The organism is Erwinia sp. ErVv1 (assembly GCF_900068895.1).
Classification (GTDB): domain Bacteria; phylum Pseudomonadota; class Gammaproteobacteria; order Enterobacterales; family Enterobacteriaceae; genus Erwinia.
Map to the genome: position 1 here is coordinate 1 of NZ_CDPK01000007.1, position 18,664 is coordinate 18,664.

Below are 18,664 nucleotides of genomic sequence, written 5' to 3' on the forward strand. Positions count from 1 at the left end.
GGTTTGGGGTTTGGGGTTTGGGGTTTGGGGTTTGGGGTTTGGGGTTTGGGGTTTGGGGTTTGAGGTTAGGTTTGAGGTTTGAGGTCAAGGGGCGAGGGGTTAAGGGTTAAGGGATTAAGGATTAAGGGGTTAAGGGGTTAAGGGTGTAAGCGCGGAAGCCATAAAAGGGTGAAAGGAGAAAGGAGAAAGGAGAAAAGGGTAAGAATAAAGCATGAGGGGACGGTGGGCGTCTTAGAGGAATAAGCCAGCGGAGGCTGGCTATCAGGTAAGGGGCACAGGCAAGTTTAAGCAGGTTGCGGAAACCCGACTAACCCTGCTTATAACTCCTGCTCAAAGAGCATGAGGATCGCCTGGTAGAGCTGTTTGACGGTAAATGCGCGGGCGGGTGTGACAAATATGGTGTCATCGCCGGCGATCGTGCCGAGGATCCCCTCAGCCTTACCCAGCGAATCCAGCAGGCGTGCAATAAGCTGGGCTGCGCCAGGGCTGGTGTGAATGACCACCAGCGCATCGTTATAGTCGATGTCCAGCACCAGATTCTTCAGTGGGCTGGTCGTCGTGGGAACGCCCAGTTCGGCAGGAAGGCAGTAGACCATTTCCATTTTTGCATTACGTGTACGCACCGCACCGAACTTGGTCAGCATACGGGAAACTTTAGACTGGTTGATATTGTCGAAACCTTCTTCCTGAAGGGCGGCAACAATTTCGCTCTGTGAGCTGAATTTCTCTTCTTTAAGTAAGGCTTTGAACGCCTTGATAAGATCTTCTTGTTTTGATGGATTACGCATAAGTTTCCGCAAAAAATTCAGAGGTCAGGGGCATTCACGCCGCTATATAGCATTACTATGCATATAGATGAATATTTATGCAAGCTCGGACGTGGTGGCAGTGGCTGGCATTACCCCGGGATCGGGAGTCTGGCAAACTTTTTACCAGAAAACAATCGTTCGCCCATCGACGTGGCTTGGCTAATAAGTAAACGATTTGTTATCAGATTGATGTTGTTCTGATAAGCTTAATGGGTGTAATGTAACGCCGAATAAGGTCTTATATACTGCTGTTATCTCCAGACTGATGTCAGAAGCATTTGAGTCATATTATCCACTCAATCTGGTATGAGCGCCTGAGCCCAAATTAGACTAAAAAACGTCGCTATCCCCTCGCAGGTCGTCTATGTTCATTACCGGATGGAATAACAGCACTTTACGTTCACAATAATAAGGAGTTTAAGATGAAAGTTGCAGTTCTCGGCGCAGCTGGCGGTATCGGCCAGGCTCTCGCACTTCTGCTTAAAACCCAGCTTCCGGCAGGTTCAGAACTCTCTCTGTATGATATTGCTCCCGTTACCCCTGGTGTGGCAGTCGACCTCAGTCACATCCCTACTGCCGTCAGTATTAAAGGCTTCAGTGGTGAAGACGCCACGCCTGCGCTGCAGGGGGCCAACGTCGTGCTTATTTCCGCTGGCGTCGCCCGCAAGCCCGGAATGGATCGTTCAGATCTGTTTAACGTCAACGCCGGTATTGTGCGTAACCTGATTGAACAGGTTGCCAGCACCTGTCCGCAGGCATTAATCGGTATCATCACTAATCCGGTGAACACCACCGTTGCCATTGCGGCCAGCGTGCTAAAAAAAGCGGGCGTTTACGATAAAAATAAACTCTTTGGGGTCACCACCCTGGATATTATCCGCGCCAATACCTTTGTTGCCGAACTCAAAGGTAAAAATCCTGCCGACATTAATGTTCCGGTCGTGGGCGGCCATTCAGGCGTCACCATCTTACCTCTGCTGTCACAAATTCCTGGCGTGACGTTCTCTGAGCAGGAGGTTATTGACCTGACTAAGCGTATCCAGAATGCCGGTACGGAAGTGGTTGAGGCCAAAGCGGGTGGCGGGTCGGCGACGCTTTCCATGGGGCAGGCGGCCGCGCGTTTCGGTCTGTCGCTGGTCCGTGCGCTGAACGGTGAAAGCAACGTGGTTGAATGCGCCTATGTGGAAGGCGACGGCGAACACGCACGTTTCTTCTCTCAGCCGCTGCTGCTGGGCAAAACCGGCATTGCGGAGCGTAAGCCTATTGGCACGCTGAGCGCCTTTGAACAGCTGGCGCTTAGTGGCATGTTGGATACGCTGAAAAGCGATATCGCGCAGGGCGAGGCGTTCGTTAAGTCATAACCTGAGCGGGCCAGCTGAGGCTGGCCCCTGACCTGATTCAGCTCGTTTTCGTTAACTCCCCGGATATTCCATCACGGTAACCGGCAGGGTTATTTTTTTGCCGTCGCGCAGAATTTCGATGTTAATCACCGTTCCCGGACGAATTTCAGCGACCTGATCCATCGTCTCCAGCGGTGAAAGGGCTGGCTGTTGATTCACGCTGATAATGACGTCACCCCCCGTCATCCCCGCTTTCGCGGCCGGTCCGCCCGCTGCAACTTCGGTCACCCAGATCCCCTGAATATGAGCCAGGCCGTTATCGGCTCCGCGAGGCTGCGGTCTGTCCCGCACGGTAATGCCAATAAAGCCCCGGATTACCCTGCCATCGCGAATCAGTTTACCCATGATCTTTACGGCCAGAGCCGTGGGGATGGCAAAACCTATCCCTTCAGGGGTTTCACCATCGTTACTTTTATCAAAGGAGAGCGTGTTGATCCCCATCAGCTCACCCAGCGAGTTAATCAGTGCGCCCCCCGAATTGCCCCGGTTAATAGAGGCATCGGTTTGCAGGAAATTTTGATAGCGAGAAGGACTCAGGCCCACGCGGCCGGTTGCGCTGATGATCCCCTGCGTCACCGTCTGGCCAATGTTGTAGGGATTGCCTATCGCCATCACCAGATCGCCAACGTGAGCGGTGCGTTTAGGATTGATGGGGATGACGGGTAAGCCCGGCGCGGTGATTTTTAGCACGGCAAGGTCGGTAAGGCTGTCTGAACCTACCAGCTGGGCGTCATAGAAGTGTCCATCCTGCAGGGCGACGATAATTTGCTCAGCATCGTTAATCACATGCTTGTTGGTCATAATATAGCCACGCGGGTCCATGATAACACCCGAGCCGAGCGTTCGGACGCCCATATTTCCGCTGGTCGTATTTGCGCTGCGATTATAGACGTTGACCACCGCAGGGGCTGCGCGGCGGACGGCCATATTGTAGCTGACCGGGGCCTGATCGGCGCTGTCGTCCTTTTGTGAGATAAGGTTGCTGCCAATTCTCAACGCCGGTACAGCTGCCAGTAGAAGACCAGCCACCACCAGGCCGAGAAGCACCGAACGTAAGAGTTTAGTAAACATGGCTTTAACAGTTGAGTGATTGAACGTGCGGCAGAATAGCACGACTTGAGCGGACACGCAGGTGTCCGCATCATGATTTAACGCAGCAGCAGATAGATACTTTCACCGCCTCTGATGACGTTCAGTGCCAGCAGAGGCGGTTTGGCTTCAAGCTGCTTACGCAGTTCGGCAAGATTCTGTACCCTGGTGCGATTTACGCCCACGATAACGTCATCTTTTTGCAGGCCGGACTGTTCCGCCGGGCTGGCTTTCGTTACCGCGTTGACGCTTATCCCTTTGGTGCCATCTTTGGCGGCTCCGTCGATCAGCGTTGCACCCTCCAGGGCGGGCGTCATCTGCTCTGCATGCGTCACCGGCTGGCTGCTGGTTTCCAGCTTCACGGTGAAGGTGAGCGGCTTACCTTCGCGCACCAGGCCGACCTTAACGTCTTTGCCCGGCGGGGTCGTGCCAATTTTAACCCGCAGAGCGGCAAAGCTCTCTACCGGCTTATCATCCAGGCTTACGATGATATCGCCAGCCTTGATGCCCGCTTTAGCCGCGGCAGAATTCGGCAGCACCTCATTGACAAAGGCGCCGCGCTGAATATCAACGTTAAATGCCCGCGCCATATCTGCGGTCATCTCAGTGCCTTTAATTCCGAGCTGCCCTCGCTTCACTTCACCGAACTCGATCAGCTGCTGAGCCAGGCCCATCGCCATATTGCCCGGAATGGCAAAGCCAATACCGATGTTGCCGCCGGCAGAGGAGAGAATGGCGGTATTTAAACCAATCAGCTCGCCATTCAGGTTGACCAGCGCGCCACCGGAATTACCCCTGTTGATGGCGGCATCGGTCTGGATAAAGTTCTCCAGCCCTTCAAGGTTAAGGCCGCTGCGGCCCAGCGCGGAAACAATCCCCGAGGTGGCGGTCTGTCCCAGACCAAAAGGGTTCCCGATGGCTACCGCAAAATCACCTACTTTAAGCTGATCCGAGTCGGCCACTTTTATCTGGGTTAAGCCTTTTGCGCCCGCAATCTGGATAAGCGCGATATCGGTTTGCTCATCGCGGCCAATCAGCTTTGCATCAAATTCCCGACCGTCGCTGAGCTGAACGCTGATTTTATCTGCGCCGCTGACCACATGATTGTTAGTGAGTATGTAGCCTTTATCAGCATTTATCACCACGCCGGAGGCCAGCCCTTCAAACGGCTGGGCCGGGTTGTCATTGCCCTGTCCATTTTGCTCTCCCTGACCAAAGAAGCGTCTGAGCGGCTCAGGGATAGCCTGAGCCTGCGTCTGGGTTCCCTCCACATGCACGCTAACCACCGCGGGCAAGACTTTCTCAAGCATTGGCGCAAGGCTTGGCAGCGGCTGCCCTGCTATCTGTGCGGGTAGCGTCGCCGATGCCGGCGCGGCTACGGTCAGGCTCATAACACTCAATGCTAGTGCGCTTAACAGTAAGGATTTCTTCTTCATCGCTACGACGCTCTCGCTGGAAGTAAAGTGGGAAGATAGATGTTAACAGGGCGGTGAATGCGTCCGTCAGTATTGCCGACGGTTAAAACAGGGCGCTGGAGGGCGCCCATGCTGAAGCTTACTTGTTCTGTGCCGGGCGCTCGCCGCGCAGTAATCCGGTAGCACTGTCCGGGTAGTCACGCGGCATCTGCACCGGAGCCTGATCGTTATCGGCTTCGGATTCCGTCAGCTGATAAGCGAAAGGATTTTTTTCACCCGGCAGATTCGGCAGCAGATCGTTAGAGCCTTTTGCCATATGCTGATAAAGCTGACGGTAATCGCGTGCCATGTTATCCAGCAGCTCGGCACTTTGAGCAAAATGGCTGGTCAACTCTTCACGGTAGTCAGACAGTTCGGCCCTGGTCTTCTCCAGCTCGTACTGTGTGCTCCGCTGCTCACGCAGTTTTCTATTACCAAAACGCATTGCTACCGCGCCGATAATCAGTCCAACTACCAATCCGATAAGCGCGTATTCCCAGGTCATAATCACTCCCATATTGTCTTCGTTGTTCCGTAGAATCGTCTGGCTGTTACCAGCTCGTTACCTGCCACTATAACCGCTAATGTAATGGAAGTGGAATCCTGAGGCTGCATCGCTTAGTGTAGGACGGGTTTTTTTTCGCTGACCGATGGCCTGACGCAGTAAATTATTCCGGGATATGAACAAATTATGCAAACGATGTCTCCTCTGGCGTTGTACCAGCAGGCGCTGGAAAACGGCGAATATCAGCCTGATGACGTGCAGCGTAAAGCCGTCACCCGTCTGGACGCGATCTGTCATGCTATAGGCGCGAATTCCTCTTCCCCGGCCCCGGCTGGCGGGCTGTTCGGCAAGCTCAATAAGCTCATGGGTAAGGGGAAAACGCCCCCTCAGCCCCCGGTTAAAGGCCTGTATATGTGGGGGGGCGTTGGCCGCGGAAAAACCTGGCTGATGGATATGTTTTTTCAGGCAATTCCTGGTGAGCGCAAGCAGCGCCTTCACTTTCACCGTTTCATGCTGCGAGTCCATGAGGAGCTTACTGCCCTGCAGGGTACAAGCGATCCGCTGGAGATCGTGGCTGACCGCTTTAAGAGCGAAACGGATCTGCTCTGCTTCGACGAGTTTTTCGTGTCCGACATCACCGACGCGATGCTGCTGGGAACGCTCATGGAGGCGCTGTTTGCCCGGGGCATAACCCTGGTCGCCACCTCCAATATTCCACCGGATGATCTCTACCGTAACGGATTGCAGCGTAGCCGTTTTCTGCCCGCCATTGAGATGATTAAACAGCACTGTGAGGTGATGAACGTCGATGCCGGGATTGATTACCGCCTGCGCACGCTCACTTCGGCGCATCTCTGGATGGCGCCGCTCAACGAGGCCACCACGCAGGCAATGGACCGGATGTTCGTTGCGCTCGCTGGCAGCGACAGGACGGAATGCCCGGTGCTGGAGATCAACCACCGGGCCTTGCTGACTCAGGGCGTAGCGGGTGGCGTCGTGGCCATGGATTTCCAGACGCTGTGTGGGGAAGGGCGCAGCCAGCACGATTATATTGAGCTTTCACGCCGCTTTCACAGCGTACTGTTGTTCAACGTTCCGGTGATGATCTATAAAACCGAAGATCAGGCGCGGCGTTTTCTGGCGCTGGTGGATGAGTTTTACGAGCGGCATGTTAAGCTGGTCGTGTCGGCTGAGACATCGCTTTTTGAGATCTATCAGGGCAGTCGGCTGAAGTTTGAATATCAGCGCTGTATGTCGCGCCTGCAGGAGATGCAGAGCGAAGAGTATCTGCGCCTGACCCATCTTCCCTGAGGGCGAGATCACCGTACATTTGTTGTAAAAAAGGTTCGCACTTTTGAGGGGACTTCTCTATAATCTTGCGACCCCACGTTACAGCAAAGGTTTTTTTCCCAAAACTCTTTGTGTTCCAGTAACTCTATCCGAAGGGGTGGGCTTGCTGGTCGAGATGGTCGTGTGAGCCTCAACCGTTTATTCAAGCGTTTGGGATTTCACCAACGTGTAACTTAATTTGGGTAAGCTTTTAGATGAAAACTTTTACAGCTAAGCCAGAAACCGTCCAACGTGACTGGTATGTTGTCGACGCAACAGGCAAAACTTTAGGTCGTTTAGCGACTGAACTGGCTCGTCGTCTGCGCGGTAAGCATAAAGCGGAATATACTCCGCACGTCGATACCGGTGATTATATTATCGTACTGAACGCTGAGAAAGTTGCCGTAACCGGTAACAAGCGTAGCGATAAGATTTATTACCATCACACCGGCCACATCGGTGGTATCAAGCAAGCGACCTTCGAAGAGATGATTGCTCGCCGTCCTGAGCGTGTGATTGAAATCGCGGTTAAAGGTATGCTGCCTAAAGGCCCGCTGGGCCGTGCTATGCACCGTAAACTGAAAGTTTACGCGGGCAACGAGCACAACCATGCGGCACAGCAACCGCAAGTTCTTGACATTTAATCGGGATTACAGGCAATGGCTGAGAATCAAAACTACGGCACTGGTCGCCGCAAAAGCTCTTCCGCTCGCGTCTTTATCAAGCCGGGTAGCGGTAACATCGTAATTAACCAGCGTTCACTGGAACAGTACTTCGGTCGCGAAACTGCCCGCATGGTAGTTCGTCAACCGCTGGAACTGGTCGAAATGACAGGTAAATTCGATTTGTACATCACCGTTAAAGGTGGTGGTATCTCCGGTCAGGCTGGTGCGATCCGTCACGGTATCACCCGCGCTCTGATGGAGTATGACGAGTCACTTCGTGGCGAACTGCGTAAAGCAGGCTTCGTTACCCGTGATGCTCGTGAGGTTGAACGTAAGAAAGTCGGTCTGCGTAAAGCACGTCGTCGTCCTCAGTTCTCCAAACGTTAATTTTTTCTGCTTCGGCAGAATCAGTTATCGAAAAACCCGGTGCACGCACCGGGTTTTTTCTTTTCCCGCATCCGCAAAAAGTGTTAAAACGCGATAAGGCTAGCCCTTTTCCCGTCAAATCCTCATTCCTGCCACCACAAGCTGTCTAAAATCTGGTAAACTAGGTGTCACTTTGCGCCCATAGCAGGGCATTGATGCATGGAGTCCTCAGTGGATGCCGGTTCGGCTTCAGATGGTGCTAAGGGTCATTAATTAAGCAGGTTAGTCGCCATGTGGCGGCCTTGCGTAGTAATTTTCTGGATAAACTTGGAGGTTTACATGGCTGTCGCTGCCAACAAACGTTCGGTAATGACGCTGTTTTCTGGTCCGACTGACATTTTTAGCCATCAGGTACGTATTGTCCTGGCGGAAAAGGGTGTCAGCGTAGAGATCGAGCAGGTAGAAATGGATAGCCTGCCCCAGGATCTGATTGACCTCAATCCTTACCGCACCGTCCCAACGCTGGTCGATCGCGAACTGACGCTGTATGAGTCCCGTATCATCATGGAATACCTTGATGAGCGCTTCCCGCATCCTCCGCTGATGCCGGTATATCCGGTAGCGCGCGGTGAAAGCCGTCTGATGATGCACCGCGTGGAGCAGGACTGGTACAGCCTGATGCGCAAGGTGGAAAACGGCACGGCACAGGAAGCGGAAGCCGCGCGCAAGCAGCTGCGTGAAGAGCTGCTGGCGATTGCCCCACTGTTTGCCCGCACACCGTTCTTTATGAGCGAAGAGTTCAGCCTGGTCGACTGCTATCTGGCACCGCTGCTGTGGCGTTTACCGCAGATGGGTATCGAACTGATCGGTGCGGGTTCCAAGGAGCTTAAAGGCTACATGACACGCGTATTTGAGCGTGACTCCTTCCTGGCTTCCCTGACGGAACCAGAACGTGAAATGCGCCTGCATACGCGGGGATAAGTACGATGGAAATGACGCAACTAACCGCACGCCGTCCGTATCTGCTACGCGCGTTTTATGACTGGCTGCTCGATAACCAGCTGACACCGCACCTGGTGGTGGATATCAATCTGCCGGGCGTGATGGTGCCGCTGGAGTATGCGCGGGACGGTCAGATCGTGCTGAACATTGCGCCACGTGCCGTAGGCAACCTTGAGCTGGGCAATGACGAAGTGACGTTTAACGCCAGATTCGGCGGCGTCCCTCGTCAGGTTACGGTGCCAATGGCCGCCGTGCTGGCGGTTTACGCGCGTGAGAACGGGGCAGGCACCATGTTTGAGCCTGAACCGGTCTATGAGGAAGCGGGCGAATATAATCCGGCGTCTGCGGATGAAACCCCGGAGACGGTGATGTCCGTTATCGACGGCGATCGTCCGGATAACAGCCTGCAAAACGATGATGAGAATCCTGAGGACGATCCACCCCCGCGCGGTGGGCGTCCGGCACTTCGTGTCGTTAAGTAGCTGTCAGATTGACATGTTAAAAGGGCTCATCAAATGATGAGCCTTTTTTATGCCACAGCCTACACTTCAAGCCAGTCCATGATGCCCTCGGCGGCTTTACGGCCCTCAGCAATGGCGGTTACCACCAGATCGGAACCGCGCACGGCATCGCCACCGGCGAAGATTTTAGGGTTGCTGGTCTGGAATGCGTTATCACTGCCTTCGGGCGCAATGATACGGCCCTGTGAGTCCAGCTCCACGCTGTGCTGCTCCAGCCATGACATGGCGTGAGGGCGAAAGCCGAAGGCGATCACCACCGCGTCAGCAGGCAGGACGTGTTCGGAACCCGGCACGATCTCAGCACGGCGACGGCCGTGCGCGTCCGGCTGACCCATCGCCGTGCGGGCCATTTTGACGCCGCAGACGCGGCCATTACTGTTAATCTCAATGCCCAGCGGCTGGATGTTAAACTGGAACTCCACGCCCTCTTCACGCGCGTTTTTCACCTCGCGCCTGGAGCCCGGCATATTTTCTTCGTCACGTCGGTAGGCACACACCACGTGAGTGGCACCCTGGCGAATCGAGGTGCGCACGCAGTCCATTGCGGTGTCGCCGCCGCCCAGTACCACCACGCGCTTCGCATTCATGTTCACCCAGGGCGCTTCCTCCGTGTGGCTGAAGCCCATGGTATTTTTGGTGTTGGCGATCAGGAACGGCAGGGCATCATAGACGCCTTCCGCTTCCTCATTGTCCAGCCCGCCCTTCATCGACTGATAGGTGCCCACGCCCAGGAACACGGCGTCGTAATCCGCCAGCAGATCGCTCATCTGTACGTCCTGGCCGACTTCGGTATTCAGATTGAACTCAATGCCCATGCCGCTAAAAATTTCACGGCGACGGGTCATGACCTCTTTTTCCAGCTTAAAGGCCGGGATACCGAAGGTCAGCAGGCCACCAATTTCAGGATGACGATCGAAGACTACCGCCTTCACGCCATTGCGCGCCAGCACGTCGGCGCAGGCCAGCCCGGCGGGACCGGCACCAATAATGGCTACGCGCTTACCGGTAGGCTTAATGCCGTCCATATTGGGCTTCCAGCCCATCTCCAGCGCTTTGTCATTGATATAGCGCTCAATGTTGCCGATGGTGACCGCACCAAACTCATCGTTTAACGTGCAGGACCCTTCGCACAGGCGATCCTGCGGACAGACGCGGCCACACACCTCTGGCAGGCTGTTGGTCTGATGCGAAAGCTCGGCTGCCTCGATAATGCGCCCCTCATTGGCCAGCTTAAGCCAGTCAGGGATATAGTTATGCACCGGGCACTTCCACTCGCAGTAGGGGTTGCCGCAGGACAAGCAGCGATCGGCCTGCGCCTGCGCCTGGCTTTCAGAAAAGGGCTCATAAATCTCCACAAATTCAATTTTGCGGATTTTAAGCGGCTTCTTCGGCGGATCGACGCGCTGTAAGTCGATAAATTGATAGACGTTTTGACTCATAGTGACCTCTTACTGCGCCTGCACGCGCAGCTCCGCTGCGGAACGACTGCGGTGACCTAACAATGCCTTCACATCACTGGATTTCGGTTTAACCAGTGAGAACTTAGACGACCAGGCTGGCCAGTTAGCCAGAATTTCTTCGCCGCGGGACGAGCCGGTATGCTGAACATGCTCGGTGATCAGGCCACGCAGGTGCTCCTCGTGAATTGCCAGATCGTCTACGCTTAACACTTCAACCAGTTCCGGGTTAACGCGTTTGCGGAACTCGCCATCCTCATCCAGAACGTAAGCAAAGCCGCCGGTCATCCCCGCGCCGAAGTTCACCCCGGTGCGGCCTAACACGCAGACAATACCGCCGGTCATATATTCACAGCCGTTGTCACCGATACCTTCAACCACGGTAATTGCGCCCGAGTTACGTACGGCAAAACGCTCACCGGCGCGACCCGCCGCAAATAGCTTGCCGCCGGTTGCACCGTACAGGCAGGTATTACCGATGATGGTCGCTTCAAAGCTGCGGAAGGCTGAGCCCATCGGCGGACGCACGGCCAGCATTCCGCCTGCCATGCCTTTGCCCACGTAGTCATTAGCGTCCCCGGTCAGGGTCAGCTCGACGCCGCCGGCATTCCACACGCCAAAACTCTGGCCTGCCGTGCCGCTGAAGTGCGCACGAATCGGATCGGAAGCCAGCCCCTGATCGCCGTGAAGAAGCGCAATCGCACCTGACAGCGTCGCACCGACGGAACGATCGGTGTTACGAATATCGAACCAGAAGGTTTTGGACTGCTTCGCTTCCACAAACGGCATGGCGCAGTCGAGCAGCGCCTTGTTAAGCGCGCCGTTGTCGAACGGCGGATTGCTGCCAGTACAGAATACGTCTTTACCCGGCATCGGCTCAGCGGTGGCCAGCAGAGCGGAGAGATCCAGATTCTGCTGCCTGGCGGTAAAGCCTTCCAGCTCGNGGCGCAGCTTTTCGTCCTGAGTTGCCACGCCCGTAGCACAGTTGTTCAGATGGCAGATACGCAGATATTTACATCCCAGCGCCACCATCGGGCCAGTACCGAAACCGAAGCTCTCCGCGCCCAGAATGGCCGCTTTGATGATATCGCGCCCCGTCTTCAGACCACCATCGACCTGCAGGCGGATCTTGTGACGCAGACCGTTTGCCACCAGCGCCTGCTGGGTTTCCACCAGGCCCAGCTCCCAGGGACAGCCGGCATATTTCACTGAGCTGAGTGGGCTGGCACCGGTGCCGCCGTCGTAGCCCGCAATGGTAATCAGATCTGCATAGGCTTTGGCCACGCCGGTGGCAATGGTGCCGACGCCCGGTTCAGAGACCAGCTTGACCGAAATCATCGCTTTCGGATTGACCTGCTTCAGATCGAAAATCAGCTGGGCCAAATCCTCAATAGAGTAGATATCGTGGTGAGGCGGTGGTGAAATCAGCGTTACGCCGGGCACAGAATAGCGCAGCCTGGCGATGTATGGCGTGACCTTATCACCGGGTAGCTGTCCGCCTTCGCCTGGCTTCGCGCCCTGTGCCACTTTGATTTGAATCACGTCTGCATTAACCAGATAGGCTGGCGTCACGCCAAACCGTCCTGAGGCCACCTGTTTAATACGCGAGACTTTATTGGTGCCGTAGCGCGCCGGATCTTCACCACCCTCACCGGAGTTAGAGTAGCCACCCAGGCTGTTCATGGCCTCGGCCAGCGATTCGTGGGCTTCCGGGCTGAGTGCGCCGATAGACATTGCCGCGGTGTCAAAACGCTTGTACAGCTCGCTGGCGGGTTCCACCTCATCAACGCTGATAGCGGTGCTGTCGCCGGCGTTAATCGCCAGCAGGTCGCGCAGGGCGGCCACGGGACGCTCGTTTACCAGCTTCGCATAATGCTGATAATCGTCATATTCACCGCTCTGTACGGCTTTTTGCAGCGTGGCCACCACGTCAGGGTTGTAAGCGTGATACTCGCCACCGTGGACATATTTCAGTAGCCCACCCTGATCCAGCGGTTTGCGCTTAAGCCATGCACGTTTGGACAGATTAAGTAGGTCCTGCTGGAAGTCGGTAAAGGTCGCGCCGCTGATTCGGCTGACCACGCCCTGGAAGCAGAGATCGCAGATATCGCCGTGCAGGCCTACGGCCTCAAACAGCTTAGAACAGCGATAGGAGGCGATGGTTGAGATGCCCATTTTGGACATGATCTTATACAGCCCTTTGTTGATGCCGTTACGGTAGTTCAGCATCAGGGTGCGGTAGTCTTTATTAATGACGCCGGCGTCCGCCATCTTCGCCAGTGATTCATAGGCGAGATAAGGATAAATTGCGGTCGCGCCAAAGCCAAGCAGGACGGCAAAGTGGTGCGGGTCGCGCGCGCTGGCGGTTTCAACAATGATGTTGGCGTCGCAGCGCAGGTTTTTATCCACCAGCCGGGTCTGAATCGCCCCCACGATCATGGGCACCGGCACCGGCAGGCGTGTTTCACTGATGCCGCGATCGGAGAGGATCAGCAACACCGTGCCGTCTTTGACTAAGGCTTCCGCTCTGTCGCACAGCGCGAGGATGGTCTCCTTCAGCGACGACTCGGCCGGATCGAAGGTGCAGTCAAGCTTGTCGGCGCGATAGTGCTCCTCTTCCTGACTGATTAACTGGTTAAAGTCGGAGTAGAGCAGGATCGGTGATTTGAAGCTCAGGCGGTGTGCCTGGCCTTCTGCTTCACAAAACACGTTCATCTCACGACCGATACTGGTGGCCAGTGACATCACGTGCGCTTCACGCAGCGGATCGATAGGCGGATTGGTAACCTGGGCAAACTGCTGGCGGAAGTAATCGTAAATCACGCGAGGGCGGCTGGAGAGCACGGCAAAAGGCGTATCATCGCCCATGGAGCCGACGGCCTCCTGACCGTTTTCACCCAGTACGCGGACAATGGCATCCAGCTCTTCACCGCTGTAACCAAACTGCTTCTGAAAGGTTGCCAGCAGATCATCATCCAGCAGGCGCTTGCCAACCTGGTCGTCAGGCAGGTTTTCGAATGGCACCAGGCGACGAACGTTTTTCTCCATCCACTCTTTGTAAGGGTGACGGCTTTTCAGATCGTTATCGGTTTCGGCAGAGTGCAGAATACGCCCCGCACGGGTATCAATGACCATCAGTTCGCCCGGGCCAACGCGTCCTTTTTCAATCACCTCATCCGGCTGATAGTCCCAGATCCCCACTTCTGAAGCGCAGGTGATCAGTTTATCTTTGGTAATGACGTAGCGCGCCGGGCGCAGGCCGTTACGGTCAAGGTTACAGGCCGCATAGCGCCCGTCGGACATGACGATACCCGCCGGGCCATCCCAGGGTTCCATATGCATGGAGTTGAAATCGAAGAAGTCCCGCAGTTCAGGATCCATATCCGGGTTGTTCTGCCAGGCCGGTGGCACCAGCAGGCGCATGGCGCGGATCAGATCCATCCCTCCGCTCAGGAACAGCTCCAGCATGTTATCCATGGAGCTGGAATCCGAGCCGGTTTCGTTAACAAAGGGAGCGGCATCCTGCAGATCGGGGATCAGCGGGGTTTTGAATTTATAGGCGCGGGCCTTTGCCCACTGGCGGTTACCGGCAATGGTATTGATTTCACCGTTATGCGCCATATAGCGGAATGGCTGAGCCAGCGGCCAGCGCGGCACGGTATTGGTCGAGAAGCGCTGGTGAAACAGGCAGATGGCCGACTCCAGTCGCAGATCGGCAAGATCCAGATAGAAGCGAGGGAGATCCGTCGGCATGCACAGGCCTTTGTAAATATTGACCTGGTTAGAGAAGCTGCAAACGTAAAACTCTTTGTCGTCGATGCGCTTTTCAATACGGCGGCGCGCCATAAACAGGCGGCGCTCCATATCGCGCGGGCGCCAGCCGGCGGGCGCATTGATAAACAGCTGTTCAATACGCGGCTTAGAGGAGAGGGCAATTTCACCCAGCACTTCCTCATTCACGGGCACCTCACGCCAGCCAACAATCGACAGCGTTTCGCGCAGAACCTCCTCTTCGACAATGCGGCGGCTTTCACGAGCCAGCTCATCGTCGCGGTTCAGAAACAGCATGCCAACCGCATAGTTTTTCGCCAGACGCCAGCCACGTTCGGCGGCTACAACGCGAAAGAAACGATCGGGTTTCTGTAATAACAGGCCACAGCCGTCGCCGGTCTTGCCGTCAGCAAGGATCGCGCCACGGTGTTGCATACGGGCCAGTGCGTGGATGGCGGTACGCACTACCTTGTGGCTAGGTTCGCCTTCTATGTGGGCGATCAGGCCGAAACCACAGTTATCCTTTTCAAGGGATTTATCGTACAACATAATAGTGAACCTCCCCAGGCTCTGCGGGATTCCCTGCGCCGACGAGGGTCAGACGTAGAAAGGGCATGGCGACAGGTTTTACGAGCTACGCTCACCCTTTTTGTCGCCCCTCTATATCTTTCCGTTAGCATCGGTGTTGCAAGCGTTGAGAACTTGCTTCAGAGGGAGTCTCTATAACTGCATAAGTATGACGGGTTGAATACCCATCCAGAAAGCTTCCAGCGGATTTCCAACTTATCGGGAAAGCGAACTCAGGTCAACAAGGTGGCTTACAGGCGGCTTTACCACGCTTGTATGAAATAAGCTTTTGATAAATAGCTATTTTTTACATGTTTTTCTGCCACTCTTATCAGGGGCCATGCAGGGTGAAGTGTGAGCTGTATCACTGTAGTGCAGGGGGGAAATCTCTGCACCATGCTGGGGCCAGGGCTATTGCTAGCAGGAAATGCTGGTAAAGCAGGCTTAAACCTTGGAACGCACTGTTTTTAACGCTAACGCATATTTGAATAAAATAGGCGGTCTGGATAAGCAAAATTAATTGGTACGGGGTGAATATTTAGATAATTTTATTGCATTGTTATTCTTCTGGCGACCTCTCTCTTTTTGACCCCTTTCACGCCGTGGCGCTGTGGCATCACGTCTCAGGAAAAAAATGGCCAGGCTATTTTCGTCTCAATTATGCATTTCACTCATTCCGAACCCGGCCACAGGATCTTCGCTATCAGGATATCTTTCAGCGTAAATGCTTTATGTCAGTCGCCGTATCCGGTGTCGCCAGGTGAAGCGTGGCTGGCCTCCTGGGAGGGGCGCTGCCTGTTCGACAGCCTCCGGGCTGCACCAACAGAGTGCACAGACCTTCTGCTGCCCAACCCCAACGTGCTTTACACTTTTACGGTATGATTATCGCCTTCGATCTGGAAGGGATCCTTTATGAAACAAATTCGTTTATTGGCCCAGTACTACGTTGACCTGATGGTGAAACTGGGGCTGGTGCGCTTCTCGCTGCTGTTAGCGTCTGCGCTGGTGGTACTGGCGATGATCGTGCAGATGGCGGTCACGATGGTGCTACGCGGCCATGTGGAAAGCATAGATATTGTCCGCTCGGTCTTTTTTGGCCTGCTGATCACCCCCTGGGCGGTCTATTTTCTTTCTGTCGTGGTGGAACAGCTGGAAGAGTCGCGGCAGCGTCTTTCCCGTCTGGTGGACAAGCTGGAGGAGATGCGCCATCGCGATTTGGAACTCAATCAGCAGATGAAAGAGAACATCAGCCAGCTTAATCATGAAATAGCGGATCGCATTAAGGCCGAAGAGGCCCGCCTGCTGGTGGTTGATCGGCTGAAAGAGGAGATGGCCCGCCGCGAGCAGGCGCAAATTGAACTTGAGCAACAATCCTCCTTCCTGCGCTCATTCCTTGATGCCTCCCCTGACCTGGTGTTCTATCGCAACATCGATCAGCAATTTTCTGGCTGTAACCGCGCAATGGAGCTGCTAACCGGCATGAGTGAGAAGCTGCTTATCGGCCTTTCGCCGCGCGACGTATATGACGAGGATGCGGCGACTAAGGTATTGGAAACGGACGATAAAGTCTTCCGCCATAACGTTTCTCTGACCTACGAACAGTGGCTGCAATACCCCGATGGGCGTAAGGCCTGTTTTGAAATTCGCAAGGTCCCCTATTATGACCGCGTGGGTAAACGCAGCGGACTAATGGGCTTTGGACGCGATATAACGGAGCGTAAGCGCTACCAGGACGCGTTAGAGAACGCCAGCAGGGAAAAGACCACCTTTATCTCTACGATCAGCCACGAGCTTCGTACGCCGCTTAATGGCATTGTCGGCCTCAGCCGCATTCTTCTTGATACCGGGCTTAACCCTGAACAGCTTAACTACCTAAAAACGATCCACGTCTCGGCCATCACGCTGGGCAACATTTTCAATGACGTGATTGAGATGGACAAAATTGAGCGGCGTAAAGTGCAGCTGGACAACCAGCCGGTGGATTTCACCGGTTTCCTTGCCGATCTTGAAAATCTCTCTGGTCTGCTGGTACAGCCAAAGGGACTCCAGTTTTTACTGGAACCTGAGCTGCCGCTGCCGCAAAAAATCGTGACCGATGGTACCCGGCTGCGGCAGATTTTATGGAACCTGATTGGCAACGCGGTGAAATTCACTCAGCAGGGCAGTATTGTCGTGCGGGTTTCCTGCCCCGGTGAAACCTGCCTGCGATTCGAGGTGGAAGATTCGGGGATGGGGATCCCGCAGGATGAGCAGGATAAAATCTTCGCCATGTACTACCAGGTGAAGGATCAGCACGGCGGCAAACCGGCTACGGGGACCGGCATTGGTCTTGCGGTTTCACGGCGTCTGGCGCAAAGCATGGGCGGAGACATTACCGTTCGCAGCGCCCCCGGCGCGGGCTCCTGCTTTACCCTGACCGTCAACGCGCCGCGCATCACGGAGGAGGTTTCCGAACAGCAGGCGTCAGAGGATATGCCGCTCCCGGCCCTGCACGTGCTGCTGGTCGAGGATATCGAACTGAATGTGGTCGTGGCACGGTCGGTGCTGGAGAAACTCGGTAACAGCGTTGAGGTGGCAATGACCGGTGAAGCCGCGCTGGCGATGTTCGATCCCGATGAATTTGACCTGGTTCTGCTGGATATCCAGCTTCCTGATATGACCGGGCTGGATGTCGCACGTCATATCCAGCAGCGCTTTGCCGGTCAGCGCCTGCCGCCGCTGGTGGCTCTGACCGCCAATGTGCTTAAGGACAAAAAAGATTACCTGGATGCGGGTATGGATGATGTCTTAAGTAAACCGCTGGCCGTACCTGCCCTGACGGCCATCATTCAAAAATACTGGGATTCTCAGCAGCAGACGGCTGATGAAGACCGACAGGAGAGTGCCGTGGACGAGAAAAAGCTGGCTTTGCTGGATATCGATATGCTGCAGCAATACATTGAACTGGTAGGTCCACAGCTTATTGTTCAAAGCCTTGAGATGTTCGAGCAAATGATGCCGGGCTATCTGGCGGTGCTGGACTCAAACATGATGGCGCGGGATCAAAAAGGCATTGCAGAGGAAGGACATAAGATCAAAGGCGCTGCGGGATCGGTAGGCCTGGTTCATTTACAGCATATTGCCAAACAGATTCAAAGCCCGGAACTGCCAGCCTGGTGGGACAACGTGCAGGAGTGGGTGGACGAGCTGAAGCTTGAGTGGCGGCACGACGTTGAAGTATTACGGGAATGGGTGAGTAGTCTTGAAAAAAAATGACCCCGACCGAAGCCGGGGTGCGCGAATACTGCGCCAACACCAGGGAAAAGGGTAACCTGCGCAATTCTAAAAGTTAGAGTATTAAGCACAGGCGCGGTATTGGTTAAAACGCTACGTTACAACGGTTCGTTACTGGTATAACTAAATCTTGCATCATACTTAGTAACTACTGTAGCAAATCCTACATCACATGTTACCAGATTCATTAAAATCTGTGAAGTGGAGCGGCGTTTGCAGACAGGAAACATTAATTTGATGATACAGTCAAGCCTGGAATGAATTTTAACGCCTTATTGATGGAAATTTGAACGTTTGTGGCAGTTTTTGTGTGGAATTGATGTACAACCTGTACCCCAGACCCTGTACAAGCGCTAGCACCGTTGCTAAAAAAAAATCTATCGCCCGATAAATATTTAACTGGCTGTAAATCTTATTTTTTATGAGATGCAGGTCTCGGGCTCTTAGCAAAAGAGC

At 54.7% G+C, this 18,664-nt stretch carries 13 protein-coding genes; 7 read left to right on the forward strand and 6 right to left on the reverse strand.

Annotated features, from left to right (window positions below):
- Positions 1-317: 317 nt before the first annotated feature.
- Positions 318-788, reverse strand: a complete 471-nt coding sequence (gene argR / locus A1830_RS11610; protein WP_067705916.1) for a transcriptional regulator ArgR — start codon at positions 786-788, stop codon at positions 318-320.
- A gap of 443 nt (positions 789-1,231) precedes the next feature.
- Between argR and mdh the strand changes: the two genes are divergently transcribed.
- Entirely contained in the window at positions 1,232-2,170 is a 939-nt protein-coding gene (gene mdh / locus A1830_RS11615; protein ID WP_067705918.1) for a malate dehydrogenase, read from the forward strand.
- A gap of 51 nt (positions 2,171-2,221) precedes the next feature.
- Here the strand turns inward: mdh and degS are convergent, their stop codons facing one another.
- From degS to zapG, 3 genes are all read right to left on the reverse strand, one after another.
- Positions 2,222-3,280, reverse strand: coding sequence for an outer membrane-stress sensor serine endopeptidase DegS (degS, locus tag A1830_RS11620; RefSeq protein ID WP_067705920.1), 1,059 nt, complete (start codon positions 3,278-3,280; stop codon positions 2,222-2,224).
- 77 nt (positions 3,281-3,357) lie between these two features.
- A complete protein-coding gene (gene degQ / locus A1830_RS11625; protein WP_067705922.1) occupies positions 3,358-4,734 on the reverse strand; it encodes a serine endoprotease DegQ in 1,377 nt (458 codons plus the stop codon).
- Positions 4,735-4,852: 118 nt separating this feature from the next.
- Positions 4,853-5,257, reverse strand: a complete 405-nt coding sequence (gene zapG / locus A1830_RS11630) for a Z-ring associated protein ZapG (protein WP_067705924.1) — start codon at positions 5,255-5,257, stop codon at positions 4,853-4,855.
- Between the two features lie 186 nt (positions 5,258-5,443).
- Here zapG and zapE point away from each other — a divergent pair, with 186 nt between their 5' ends.
- The 5 genes from zapE to sspB all read left to right on the forward strand — a co-directional run bounded on the left by zapE (position 5,444) and on the right by sspB (position 9,101).
- A complete protein-coding gene (gene zapE, locus A1830_RS11635) occupies positions 5,444-6,568 on the forward strand; it encodes a cell division protein ZapE (RefSeq protein WP_067705927.1) in 1,125 nt (374 codons plus the stop codon).
- Positions 6,569-6,801: 233 nt separating this feature from the next.
- The gene (gene rplM / locus A1830_RS11640) at positions 6,802-7,230 is read left to right on the forward strand and encodes a 50S ribosomal protein L13 (protein WP_067705929.1); all 429 of its coding nucleotides are present in this window, start codon (positions 6,802-6,804) and stop codon (positions 7,228-7,230) included.
- A gap of 15 nt (positions 7,231-7,245) precedes the next feature.
- Positions 7,246-7,638 carry a 30S ribosomal protein S9 gene (gene rpsI, locus A1830_RS11645; protein ID WP_067705931.1) on the forward strand — a complete coding sequence of 131 codons (393 nt, stop codon included), beginning with the start codon at positions 7,246-7,248 and terminating at the stop codon, positions 7,636-7,638.
- A gap of 318 nt (positions 7,639-7,956) precedes the next feature.
- Entirely contained in the window at positions 7,957-8,598 is a 642-nt protein-coding gene (gene sspA / locus A1830_RS11650) for a stringent starvation protein SspA (RefSeq protein WP_067705933.1), read from the forward strand.
- Between the two features lie 5 nt (positions 8,599-8,603).
- Complete coding sequence (gene sspB / locus A1830_RS11655) at positions 8,604-9,101, forward strand: ClpXP protease specificity-enhancing factor (protein ID WP_067705935.1); 498 nt, start codon at positions 8,604-8,606, stop codon at positions 9,099-9,101.
- Between the two features lie 59 nt (positions 9,102-9,160).
- On the opposite strand, the gene A1830_RS11660 is transcribed toward sspB, so the two are convergent.
- A complete protein-coding gene (locus A1830_RS11660; RefSeq protein ID WP_067705937.1) occupies positions 9,161-10,579 on the reverse strand; it encodes a glutamate synthase small subunit in 1,419 nt (472 codons plus the stop codon).
- A gap of 9 nt (positions 10,580-10,588) precedes the next feature.
- A complete protein-coding gene (gltB, locus tag A1830_RS11665) occupies positions 10,589-14,917 on the reverse strand; it encodes a glutamate synthase large subunit (RefSeq protein WP_067705939.1) in 4,329 nt (1,442 codons plus the stop codon).
- Between the two features lie 930 nt (positions 14,918-15,847).
- On the opposite strand from gltB, the gene arcB reads away from it, so the two are divergent.
- Positions 15,848-18,190: an aerobic respiration two-component sensor histidine kinase ArcB gene (arcB, locus tag A1830_RS11670; protein ID WP_067705940.1), complete on the forward strand. Its 2,343-nt coding sequence runs from the start codon at positions 15,848-15,850 to the stop codon at positions 18,188-18,190.
- The last annotated feature ends 474 nt before the right edge of the window (positions 18,191-18,664 follow it).